Here is a 12,520-nt window from a genome sequence, read left to right as displayed (position 1 = left end):
AAAATAAAAATAACCGACACTTTCGTATCGGCTATTTTAAAATATTGTTGAAATATATTACCAGATTTTAACTCTATCTTCTGGTTTTAAATACATTTTATCACCTTCTTTAATATCAAAAGCTTGGTAGAAAGCATCAACATTTTTTAAAGGCACGTATGCTCTAAAGTTTCCTGGAGAGTGAGGATCTGTTTTAATCTGATTTTTAATTGCCTCTGGACGTGCTTTAGTTCTCCAAATTGTTCCCCAAGAAAGGAAGAAACGTTGCTCAGGAGTGAAACCATCGATTTCTCCTGGACGACCATTTTTCTCTAAGAAGATTTGTAATCCTTCATAAGCAGCATTTACACCACCTAAATCACCAATATTTTCTCCCAAAGTAAAAGTTCCATTTACGTGAACATCATCAATAGCAACTAATGCATCGTACTGACCAATTAATGCTTTTCCTTCAGTAGTAAACTTCGCTAAATCTTCATCAGTCCACCAGTTATTTAAGTTTCCGTCAGCGTCAAAACGAGCTCCAGAATCATCAAAACAGTGAGAAATTTCATGTCCGATTACAGCACCAATTCCACCATAGTTCACTGCTTCATCAGCTTGGTAATTATAGAATGGAGGTTGTAAAATTGCAGCAGGGAATACGATTTCATTGTTTACTGGATTAAAGTAAGCATTTACAGTTTGAGGAGACATTCCCCATTCAGATCGATCAACAGGCTTACCTAATTTTGCAATATCTTTTTCGTAGTTCCATTTAGAAACGTTAATCGCATTTTCAAAATAGCTTCCGCCTTCTTTTATTCCTTTAACCTGTAAAGCTGAATAATCTTTCCACTCGTCTGGGTAAGCTATTTTTACAGTTAATCGGTTTAATTTTTCTAGTGCTTTTTGCTTTGTAGAATCACTCATCCATGATAACCCTTTGATTCGCTTTTCAAAACCTAACATTACATTATCAATCATCTCCTTAGCTTTTTGCTTCGCTTCAGGCGGGAATTTTTTGTCTACATATAATTTACCAAGTGCCTCACCTATTGAACCATTTACAGAAGCTAATGCTCTTTCAGTTCTTGGTCGTTGTGCTTTTGCACCACGTAAATCTCTACTATAAAACTCCCAATTAGCTTTTTCTAAATCTGTAGATAAAGATCCAGCAGCTCCGTTGATGGCATTCCAACGTAAAAGTGTTTTCATGTCTGCAACAGGACACTCTGTGAAAATTGTATTGAAAGCTTTGAAGTAGTTAGGGTCAGTAACAATGACCTTTTCTAATACTTTACCTACATTTTCTGTTTTTTCAGTATTTAAAACACCAATACCAGTTAAGTGAGCATTCCAATCAATTGCAGGAACTAAAGCTTGTAATTCTTCAACAGACATTGGATTGTACATTTTTCTTGTATCACGTCTGTCTTCCTTAGTCATCATTGGTTCTGCCAAACTACGCTCGAAAGCAACTACAGTAGCAGCATTCTTTGTAGCGGTAGCTTCATCATCTCCAAGTTTTTGGAACATTTTAGCTACAAAAGCCTCGTATTTTTTTAATTTTTCTTTAGTATCATCGTCTTGATCAACATAGTAATCTCTTGATAATCCCAAACCACCAGCACCTAAGTATCCAGCATTTGTTTTACTATCTTTTAAATCATTGAAAACACCAAAACCATAGAAAGCACCGCCACCATATGGAGCCATGTTCGTGATGTAATCTTCTACATCTTTTTTAGTTTTAATTTCATCAATCTTCGCTAAATAAGGTTTTAACGGAGCAATACCTTGTTGATTACGAGTAACAGTGTCCATAATACTTTCGTAATAATTTACTGCTTTTTGCTGATCGCTATCAATTTCATTTCCTTGTGTATCTTTAATCTTTGGGAAGTTACCTTGTTCGATAGCTTCATTTAAGATTACTAATACGTCAGCGTCAGTTTTTTTACGTAGCTCTCCAAACCCTCCCCATCTTGTTCTGTCCGCAGGAATTTCAGTTTTGTCTAACCAACTTCCGTTAACATATCTAAAGAAATCATCTGATGGCTTTACTGAAGTATCCATATTCTCTAAAACAATCCCAGGGATTTTTTCAGCAGTTTCTGCTTTTTCTGTTTTACAGGCCATCATAGCAACTGAGGCAACAGCACTACAAATTAGAACTTTTTTAAGTGTGATCATGTTGAATTAATTTATTAAGGCTTAATTTTTTCGGTTTTTGAATCTGGTAAATTCTCGAATCCCATGTTATGTAAAGTAAATCCGAAAATATCTGCATATTGTTCAATAGTCTTAGCAACTGGAGTTCCAGCACCATGACCTGCATTGGTTTCAATTCTAATTAATACAGGATTACTACCTTGTTGTTTGTCTTGAAGCTCAGCCGCAAATTTAAAACTATGTGCAGGAACTACACGGTCATCATGGTCACCAGTTGTTACCATCGTAGCTGGATATTCTACACCTTCTTTTACATTGTGAACAGGCGAGTATCCTTTTAAGTACTCGAACATCTCTTTATTATCTTCTGCTGTTCCATAATCATACGCCCATCCAGCTCCAGCAGTGAAAGTATGATAGCGTAACATATCTAAAACTCCCACAGCGGGCAAAGCTACTTTCATTAAATCTGGTCGTTGAGTCATAGTAGCTCCTACTAATAACCCACCATTCGAACCGCCTCTTATTGCTAAGAAGTCAGAAGAGGTGTAGTTATTATTGATTAAATACTCAGCTGCTGCAATGAAGTCATCAAATACATTTTGTTTTTGCAGTTTTGTTCCCGCATCGTGCCATTTTTTTCCGTATTCACCACCACCACGTAAATTAGGAACTGCGTATACTCCTCCTTGTTCCATCCAAACAGCATTGGCAATACTAAAACTTGGAGTTAGACTTATGTTAAATCCACCATAACCATAAAGAATAGTTGGGTTTTTTCCGTTTAATTCTAAACCTTTTTTATACGTTATAATAATTGGAACTTTTGTTCCATCTTTAGAATTATAAAAAACCTGTTTACTTTCGTATTCGTCAGAATTAAACGAAATGTTCGGTTTCCAATATAATTCATAACTACCATCTTTTGGGTTGAACTGATAAGATGAACTTGGTGTGTTATAATTAGTGAAAGAAAAATATAATTCTTTAGCATCTTTTTTTCCACCAAAACCACCAACAGAACCTACTCCAGGTAATTCGATTTCTCTAATTAAATTCCCATCATAATCATATTGAAAAACTTTTGATACAGCATCAACCATATACTCAGCAAAAAAATATCCAGATCCTTTTGAAGGGCTTAAAACATTTTCCGTTTCAGGAATGAAATCTTTCCAGTTTTCTGGTGTAGGATTTACTGCATCGACTGTTACTATTTTTTGATTTGGTGCGTTAAGATTGGTTACTAAATATAACTTCGTTCCTTTATTATCGGCAACGTAGGTGTCACTATTAAAATTATCAACAACTGTTACGAAGTCACTATTAGGTTTAGATAAGTCCTTAATAAATAATTTATTTCCAGAAGTTGAAGTGGATGCAGTTACAACTAAGTATTTATTATCATCAGTTAGGTAGCCTCCTACATATCTATGTTTTTCTTCTGGAGTTGCTCCAAATACTACTTGGTCTGTATTCTGAGGAGTCCCTAATTTATGGTAATATAATTTATGTTGATCTGTTTTTGCCGAAAGTTCACTTCCTTTAGGTTTGTCATAACTAGAATAGTAAAAACCGTCATTTCCTTTCCAAGAAATTCCTGAGAACTTAACATCAACTAATGTATCTTCTTTTATTTTTTTCGATTCAACATCCATGATGATGATTTTTCTCCAGTCGCTTCCACCTTCAGAGATAGCATATGCTACAGTCTTTCCGTCTTTTGAAAAACTTACACTACTCATAGAAGTTGTTCCATCTTCTGCAAATGTATTTGGATCAAGGAAAACTTCTTCTTTCCTTTCTTTGTTTTTTCGGTATAATACATAATGGTTTTGTAGCCCATTATTTTTATAGAAATACGTGTAATCTCCTTCTTCAAAAGGAACACCTATTTTTTCATAATTCCAAAGCTCAGATAATCGCTCTTTTAGTTGTGCTCTGTATGGTATTTTATCAAGATAATTAAATGTAATCTTATTTTCGGCTTTTACCCAGTTTTCCGTTTCTTTACTTCGATCATCTTCTAACCATCTGTAGTTATCTGTTACTTCGGTATCAAAATAGTTATCTACAACAGGTTGTTTTACTGTTTCAGGGTAATTCAATGGGCTAGTGTTTTTTTTTGGAGATTCAGTCTTACAGGCGAAGATAAGTGCAACTGCAAGAGTAGATAAGATTAATTTTTTCATGTCTAATTCAGGTTAACCTTTCAAAATTAGAAGAAAAAAATATAGAATTGTTACAATTTAAGATGTTTTTAACATAAAAAACTAGATTTGTAATGTTGCATAAATACAACGTCTAAAAGATAAAATAGATAAAAAATGACAGAGTTACTAACAAAGAGTGAATTTATAGATAAAATATTCGATTTTGAAAATAAGAAAGAATGGGATTATAACGGTGATGTTCCAGTATTAATTGATTTTTATGCTGATTGGTGTGGACCGTGTAAAATATTAGCTCCAGTTCTTGATCAGTTGAGTGAAGAATATGAAGGTAAAGTAAAAATATACAAAGTAGATACAGAGTCAGAACAGGAGCTCTCAACTGTTTTTGGTATTCGTAGTATTCCATCAATGTTATTCTGCCCAGTAGGAGAAGATCCTCAAATGGCTCATGGTGCGTTACCAAAGAAACAAATAGAGCAGATAATTTTGGATGTACTTAAGGTTTCTAAATAGTAAGAAAGGATGGTTAATTTTCAATAATTTAAGGAAATAGATGTGCTTATTTCAATGATAGTTTACCAAACACACAAAAAAACCAACCATTTATACAAAATATAATTGACACATTTAAAGATGTATATATATTTGTGACGTACTTTTATGTATTCAACATTTACACAATCATAAATCGTAATATTGGGGATTATTCGAATTATGGAATCAAAAACGACGTTTCTCAGACGTCGTTTTTTCTTTTTGAAACTCTTTCAAACCATTGTTTTTTTATCTAAATTTAAATGAATTAGAATCCTAGTAAAATTAACTACCTAGTGAAATCTATTTGTTTTAAATGATTGTAAAACAGCAAAATAAGATATGTGTTTATAAATGTTAAAATTTGTGAGTATTTACCATTTTGTTAAAAACTTCAAGGAGTTTGTGGAAAAGTATAGCTTTATTTTAGTCTTAAAATTTCCAATCTTTGTAATTCCCCCACGAAAGAAAAAAAAACACGAAATTAAATTATCAGAATGGCTACTATAGAACCTATTTTACAAGAAAACAAGGACAGATTTGTTATTTTTCCAATTCAACATGATGACCTATGGGAATGGTATAAAAAGCAACAAGCTTGTTTTTGGACTGCTGAAGAAATAGACTTGCATCAAGATTTAGACGACTGGAATAATAAGCTTTCTGATGATGAACGTTACTTTATAAAACACATCTTAGCATTTTTTGCTGCATCTGATGGAATTGTAAATGAGAATTTAGCTGAAAACTTTGTAAACGAAGTACAATACAGTGAGGCGAAATTTTTCTATGGATTCCAAATCATGATGGAGAATATTCACTCAGAAACGTATTCTTTATTGATTGATACATATATAAAGAATGACGATGAGAAAAACAAACTGTTCAAAGCAATTGAAGTTTTTCCAGCGATTAAGAAAAAGGCTGATTGGGCTTTAAAATGGATCGAATCCGATTCTTTCGCCGAAAGATTAATTGCTTTTGCAGCTGTTGAAGGAATTTTCTTTTCAGGGTCATTTTGCTCAATTTTTTGGTTAAAGAAAAGAGGGTTGTTACCGGGGTTAACCTTTTCAAATGAATTGATTTCAAGAGATGAAGGAATGCATTGTGATTTTGCTGTACACTTACATAACAATCACCTACAAAATAAAGTTAGTAAAGAAAGAATTAAAGAAATCATTATTTCTGCTTTAGATATTGAAAGAGAGTTTATTACAGAGTCATTGCCTGTTAGTTTAATTGGAATGAATTCTAAATTAATGACTCAATATTTAGAATTTGTAACAGATAGACTTTTATTAGAGTTTGGATGTGACAAAGAATACAACGCAACGAATCCATTTGATTTTATGGAAATGATTTCACTAGAAGGAAAAACAAATTTCTTTGAAAAAAGAGTTTCTGAATATCAAAAGGCAGGGGTTAAATCTGGAGGAACGGGCTCTATCAGTTTTGATGCTGATTTTTAAGAGCTACTATATATAAAAACATCAACCAATAAAATAATTGAAATCTTGAGGGAAATTCTTCCCTTTGGAATAACCTATATAAAACCAAAATAAAATATGTATGTAGTAAAAAGAGACGGGAGAAAAGAACCTGTGATGTTTGACAAGATCACAGAAAGAGTAAAAAAGATGTGTTACGGATTAAACGGCATCGTTGATCCAGTTAAGGTTGCAATGCGAGTTATCGAAGGATTGTATGACGGAGTTACAACTTCAGAGTTGGATAATTTAGCCGCTGAGGTTTCAGCAACAATGACCACTGCACATCCTGATTACGCTAAATTAGCAGCAAGAATAGCCGTTTCAAACTTACATAAAAACACTAAGAAGTCGTTCACAGAAACAATGACTGATTTGTATGAGTACGTGAATCCACGCACAGTAAAAAAAGCTCCTTTGCTTGCTGATGATGTATATCAAATCATTATGAAGAATGCCGAAAAGTTAGATTCAACTATTATATATAGTAGAGATTTTAATTATGATTATTTTGGTTTTAAAACTTTAGAGCGTTCTTACTTATTAAAGTTAAACGGACAAATTGCTGAAAGGCCTCAGCAAATGTTAATGCGTGTTTCTATAGGTATTCACAAAGAAGATATTGACGAAGCAATTGCTACATATGAGTTAATGAGTAAAAAGTATTTTACTCATGCTACGCCAACATTATTTAATTCTGGGACACCAAAACCACAAATGTCGTCTTGTTTCTTATTGCAAATGCAAGATGACAGTATTGATGGTATTTACAATACATTAAAGCAAACAGCAAAAATTTCTCAATCTGCTGGAGGAATAGGATTGTCTATTCATAATATCCGTGCAACAGGAAGTTATATTGCAGGAACCAACGGAACATCAAATGGAATTGTTCCTATGTTACGTGTATTTAATGATACCGCTCGTTATGTAGATCAAGGAGGAGGAAAGCGTAAAGGGTCTTTCGCAATGTACTTAGAGCCTTGGCATGCTGATATCTTTGATTTCCTAGATTTAAAGAAAAACCATGGTAAAGAAGAAATGCGTGCACGTGATTTATTCTATGCAATGTGGATTTCTGATTTATTTATGAAACGTGTTCAAGAAGATGGAAATTGGACGTTAATGTGTCCGCACGAATGTCCTCATTTATATGATACGTACGGAGAAGAGTTTGAGCGTTTATATACAAGCTATGAGCAAGCGGGTAAAGGGAGAAAAACAATTAAAGCCCGTGATTTATGGGAGAAAATCTTAGAATCTCAAATTGAAACAGGTACACCGTACATGTTATATAAAGATGCTGCAAACCGTAAGTCTAATCAAAAGAATTTAGGAACAATTCGTTCTTCAAATTTATGTACAGAGATTATGGAATATACAGCGGAAGACGAGGTTGCTGTATGTAACCTAGCTTCTATTGCTATTCCAATGTTTGTTGCAGAAGATGAAAACGGAAACAAATTCTTTGATCACCAAAAGTTATTTGATGTAACTAAAAAGGTAATCAGAAACTTAGATACGGTTATTGATAGAAACTACTATCCAGTTGTTGAAGCTGAAAACTCTAACATGCGTCACCGTCCAGTTGGATTAGGTATTCAGGGATTAGCTGATGCGTTTATAATGTTACGCTTACCGTTTACAAGTGAAGAAGCGAAGAAATTAAACCAAGAGATTTTTGAAACATTATACTTTGCATCTGTGACTTCTTCTATGGAAGTAGCCAAAGCGAAAGGAGCGTATTCAACTTACGAAGGATCACCAATGTCTCAAGGAGAATTCCAACACAATATGTGGGGAATTAATGACGATGAATTAAGTGGACGTTGGGATTGGAATGCGTTACGTACGGAAGTGAAAAAGCATGGAGTTAGAAACTCGTTATTAGTTGCACCAATGCCAACAGCTTCTACATCTCAAATTTTAGGGAATAACGAAGCTTTCGAACCATATACTTCTAATATTTATACTCGTAGAGTATTATCTGGTGAGTTTATTGTTGTGAACAAACACCTATTAGAAGATTTAGTGGAATTAGGATTATGGAATAACGATATGAAAGAAGATATCATGCGTGCAAACGGATCTATCCAACATATTGATATCATTCCACAAAATTTAAAAGAGTTGTATAAAACAGTTTGGGAAATGAGTATGAAAGATATTATAGATATGGCTCGCCATAGAGGTTATTTTATCGATCAATCTCAGTCTTTAAACTTATTCATGAAAGATCCTGATTTTGGAAAACTAACTTCTATGCACTTCTACGCATGGAAGAGTGGATTGAAAACAGGAATGTACTATTTACGTACTAAGTCTGCCGTGAATGCAATTCAGTTTACATTATCTAAAGATAACGACAAAAAACAGGAAGAAGATAAGCCGATGAGCCCAGAAGAATTCAAGGCAATGGTAGATGCTTCTAAAAATGCAGGACCAGATGATTGTTTAATGTGTGGTTCTTAATTAGAGTTAAATTAAAAGGGAAGAAAAGAGAGGTCGAAAGGCTTCTCTTTTTTAAAGAAATCCGAATTTAGATTTAATAGCTGAGGTAGAAAAGAAACATAAAAAAAAGGGACACTATGAATATCCCTCTTGATTTTTTTAATAATTGGTTTCCGACGCCAAAAATATTAAAACAGAAAGAATAAGATTGCCTCATCTCTGTTTTGTATTCCAAAAGTACAAAAGAAAACTCTTTCCATCAAGTTAAATATTTCTAGTTGTTTTTTTCGCAGTAACAAACTCTTTAAAATTCACTAGAGGAGCTGCATTAACTATTTATTAACAGCGGTTAATAAACTAAATTTTTAGACATATGTTTAAAGATAAATTTGTACTGGCCATCAATGAAAAGTTGATGGTAAGAGTTACCTATGTAACAAATGATAGTAGAGTGTTAACAAGGAAATGTATTCCTTTTGATTTTGGACCGAGTAAGAGATTTATGGATAAATCCTACCGATACCATTTTTTGGATTTAGATAGTCCGAGAGGTAGGCACCCTTTACCATTGCTACCAAATAGATTAGTAAAATTGGAGTTAACTAATACTAGTTTTAATCCAGCTAATTACATTAATTGGAAACCAAATTGGTATTTCAAAAGAAACTGGGGTAAATATTCTTAAATAACTTTATTTTAGTTTAAGGAGAGGTCGAAAGGCTTCTCTTTTTTATTTTAAGTTAAAGTTGAATTATCTGAATAAATAACGCATCACCAAAATAAAAATTCCTACAATACTCGCTAAAGAAGAAGTTATTAAAGCTATTAAAACTGTGTTATCTAATTTAAACCCTAGTGTTTCAGAAAAGCCAGCTGCAACTGTTATCATTAAAACGATAGCCGTAAAACTACTTAAGAATATAAAAGTTCTGTAAGCGTATTTTTTACGTTCTTCTCTATCTTGAATTCTATCTGAAATTTCCTGTTGTGTAAGATTGATATTTAAATCAATTTCATTAGCATCAACTTGAGAATTCCCTGCTTTACGAATCAAGTCGTCTAGGTCTGAATTAAGCACTTTTTAAGTATTTTTTTAAGCTAGTTATAAACTTATCGTAGTATTTTTTTATAAGCCTATTATCAATTGTGTTGTTTTTTCCATGGGCATATGAAAAACTCCATGGTGTTCCTGGTCTGTGCGTAGAAACTACCAAGTCTTCTGCAGAACTATCCTTATACAAATTCCAAGTCAACTGTACAATCTTCTTATCATCTTCAGAAGTTAATTCTGGTTCTGACGAATGTACCCAATTACTATCAAGAGTAACCGATTTCGATGTAATTGGTTCTGACTTAAAATGTTTAAATTCGTGGTAAATACTTGGAACAACAGGTCCGTATTTCCAAGCTTCAATTTTATCATCTTCAAATATAGGACGCTCTAATAAAGATAACGACAATCCTTGAGCAATGTACATTAACTTTACTAACTTCATATTAGTAACATTACTGCCTTGTTCTTTAGATAATTTTAAAAATTCGTTAGCTACTGAGCTTGCTGTACCCATAGGTTTATCACTATTGTTCTACAAAAATAAAGACTATTTTTTAAATTTCAATCACATGCTAACAAAGCTACCATATTTAACACTAAAAATCAAACAGTTAAAAGATAGATAATTAATAGAGCAACAAAAATTTTATAATTCAAAAAAGATATGAGCATAAAGAAAAAGATTAAATAACTTTGCTCACGATTGATTTTTTTAGCCTATAAGAATTACAGAATGAACTGGGAACAATTACTTTCTTTAAAAAGATTCGGAGATACACAAAAGAGAACAAGAGCAACTCAAGATGAAACTCGATTAGGATTTGAAGTAGATTTTGACAGAATTATATTTTCATCTGCTTTTAGAAGCCTGCAAGATAAAACTCAAGTAATTCCATTATCAAAAACAGATTTTGTTCATACTAGATTAACCCACAGTCTAGAGGTTTCTGTAGTAGGAAGAACTTTAGGTAGAAGAGCAGGGAAAGTAATTTTAGATCGTCATCCAGAATTAAAGAATTTAGGATATACCTTTAATGATTTTGGAGCAATTGTAGCAGCTGCTTGTTTAATGCACGATATTGGAAACCCTCCTTTTGGTCATTCTGGAGAGAAAGCAATAGGAGAGTATTTTAAAACAGGAAAAGGATTAAAATATAAAGAAGAGCTATCAGAAAAAGAATATCAGGATTTAGTCGATTTTGAAGGAAACGCAAACGGATTAAAGATAGTTACGGAAAGTAAAGAAGGAACTCCAGGAGGATTACGTTTATCGTATGCAACATTAGGTGCTTTCATTAAATACCCTAAAGAGAGTTTACCTAAGAAGCCTACTTCTCATATTTCAGATAAGAAGTACGGGTTTTTCCAATCTGAAAAAAATATTTTTATTGATGTTGTAGAAGAGTTAGGAATGGTAAAAAAAGCCTCTCAAGGAATTGCTTATTATCGACATCCATTAGCTTATTTAGTGGAAGCAGCAGATGACATTTGTTATACTATTATTGATTTTGAAGATGGAATTAATCTTGGCTTAATCGATGAAGAATATGCTTTGGAGTATATGATTAAATTAGTGAAGGATACCATCGACATTAAAAAGTATCATTCACTAAAACATAAGAAAGATAGAGTAAGTTATTTAAGAGCGTTGGCTATCGGAGTTTTAATTAATGAAGCTGTGGATATGTTTTTAAGTAATGAGGAAGAGATTTTAAAGGGAACTTTCAGTAACTCATTATTAGATAAATGTAAGTATGAGGCGCAAATGAATGATATCATTAAAATAAGTATCGAAAAGATATATAGAAGTAATGATGTTGTAGAAAAGGAAGTAGCGGGTTATAAGATAATAGCTGATTTGTTAGATGTGTTTGTTACTGCATTGAATAACAAATACAAAGGAGAACAGTCTAATTTTGATCGTTTAGTTCTAAACTTACTTCCAGAAGAGTATAGAACGTTAAAAGATGACCTTTACGAACGAATTTTGCAGACATGTAGTTATGTTGCAAGTTTGTCTGATGGATATGCTATTAGATTACACAAAAAAATATCAGGAAATGTTATTTAGTCTTTTCTGCGGCTAATTTTTCAAGTTCCATATACCAGTTTTTACCAAACTTTCGGATAAGCGCTTCTTTTACAAATTTGTAAACAGGAGCTTGTAATTCTGCCCCTAAAGTACAAGCATCATCGCAAATATCCCATTTGTGGTAATTTACGGCGGAAAATTCAGAATAATCCTTTACTCTAACCGGGTATAAATGACAAGAAACAGGTTTTTTCCAATCTACAATACCTTTATTGTAAGCCTCCTCAATAGCACAAAGAGCTGTTCCTTTATCATCGAAAATTACATAAGCACATTCTTCTTGGTTTACTAAAGGTGTTTCTAATTCACCAAAATCACTTGTAATCCAAGTGCCGTTTTGTTCTATAGATTCTATTCCTTCTTTACGTAAAAATGGTCTTACTTTCGGATAAATTTCCTCTAAAATTTTTGTCTCCTCTTTATCTAAAGGAGCTCCTGCTTCCCCTTCTACACAACAGATTCCTTTGCATGCAGATAAATTACATACAAAATCCTTTTCTATAATATCCTCCGAAACAATGGTCTTTCCTAATTGAAACATAATGCAAAAATAAAGTTATTTTTATTACATTTA

At 32.9% G+C, this 12,520-nt stretch carries 10 protein-coding genes; 5 read left to right on the top strand and 5 right to left on the bottom strand.

Annotated features, from left to right (window positions below; genetic code table 11):
* Window positions 1-57: 57 nt before the first annotated feature.
* Complete coding sequence (locus tag BTO06_RS16185) at window positions 58-2,175, bottom strand: M13 family metallopeptidase (RefSeq protein WP_100926292.1); 2,118 nt, start codon at window positions 2,173-2,175, stop codon at window positions 58-60.
* Between the two features lie 14 nt (window positions 2,176-2,189).
* Complete coding sequence (locus BTO06_RS16180; RefSeq protein WP_100926291.1) at window positions 2,190-4,346, bottom strand: prolyl oligopeptidase family serine peptidase; 2,157 nt, start codon at window positions 4,344-4,346, stop codon at window positions 2,190-2,192.
* A 135-nt stretch (window positions 4,347-4,481) separates the two neighbouring features.
* Between BTO06_RS16180 and trxA the strand changes: the two genes are divergently transcribed.
* The 4 genes from trxA to BTO06_RS16160 all read left to right on the top strand — a co-directional run bounded on the left by trxA (window position 4,482) and on the right by BTO06_RS16160 (window position 9,485).
* Window positions 4,482-4,841 carry a thioredoxin gene (trxA, locus tag BTO06_RS16175; protein ID WP_100926290.1) on the top strand — a complete coding sequence of 120 codons (360 nt, stop codon included), beginning with the start codon at window positions 4,482-4,484 and terminating at the stop codon, window positions 4,839-4,841.
* 518 nt (window positions 4,842-5,359) lie between these two features.
* On the top strand, window positions 5,360-6,331 hold the full coding sequence (locus BTO06_RS16170; protein ID WP_100926289.1) for a ribonucleotide-diphosphate reductase subunit beta: 972 nt from the start codon (window positions 5,360-5,362) through the stop codon (window positions 6,329-6,331).
* Window positions 6,332-6,427: 96 nt separating this feature from the next.
* A complete protein-coding gene (locus BTO06_RS16165) occupies window positions 6,428-8,821 on the top strand; it encodes a ribonucleoside-diphosphate reductase subunit alpha (RefSeq protein ID WP_100926288.1) in 2,394 nt (797 codons plus the stop codon).
* Window positions 8,822-9,173: 352 nt separating this feature from the next.
* Complete coding sequence (locus BTO06_RS16160) at window positions 9,174-9,485, top strand: hypothetical protein (protein WP_100926287.1); 312 nt, start codon at window positions 9,174-9,176, stop codon at window positions 9,483-9,485.
* 66 nt (window positions 9,486-9,551) lie between these two features.
* On the opposite strand, the gene BTO06_RS16155 is transcribed toward BTO06_RS16160, so the two are convergent.
* Both BTO06_RS16155 and BTO06_RS16150 read right to left on the bottom strand, forming a co-directional pair.
* Window positions 9,552-9,878, bottom strand: a complete 327-nt coding sequence (locus BTO06_RS16155; protein ID WP_100926286.1) for a hypothetical protein — start codon at window positions 9,876-9,878, stop codon at window positions 9,552-9,554.
* Window positions 9,871-10,368: a Panacea domain-containing protein gene (locus BTO06_RS16150; RefSeq protein ID WP_100926285.1), complete on the bottom strand. Its 498-nt coding sequence runs from the start codon at window positions 10,366-10,368 to the stop codon at window positions 9,871-9,873. Before BTO06_RS16150 ends, BTO06_RS16155 begins: the two co-directional genes overlap by 8 nt.
* A gap of 219 nt (window positions 10,369-10,587) precedes the next feature.
* Here BTO06_RS16150 and BTO06_RS16145 point away from each other — a divergent pair, with 219 nt between their 5' ends.
* The gene (locus BTO06_RS16145) at window positions 10,588-11,925 is read left to right on the top strand and encodes a deoxyguanosinetriphosphate triphosphohydrolase (RefSeq protein WP_100926284.1); all 1,338 of its coding nucleotides are present in this window, start codon (window positions 10,588-10,590) and stop codon (window positions 11,923-11,925) included.
* Here the strand turns inward: BTO06_RS16145 and BTO06_RS16140 are convergent.
* Window positions 11,918-12,487 (bottom strand): DUF3109 family protein, encoded by a 570-nt coding sequence (locus tag BTO06_RS16140; protein WP_100926283.1) that lies wholly within the window; start codon window positions 12,485-12,487, stop codon window positions 11,918-11,920. The two genes, BTO06_RS16145 and BTO06_RS16140, sit on opposite strands and share 8 nt — an antisense overlap.
* Window positions 12,488-12,520 lie beyond the last annotated feature (33 nt).

Origin of the sequence: Tenacibaculum sp. SZ-18, assembly GCF_002813915.1 — a bacterium.
In the GTDB taxonomy this organism is placed as follows: domain Bacteria; phylum Bacteroidota; class Bacteroidia; order Flavobacteriales; family Flavobacteriaceae; genus Polaribacter.
The sequence above is the reverse complement of the archived record's forward strand: the minus strand, read 5'-3'. Positions and strand labels throughout refer to the sequence as shown.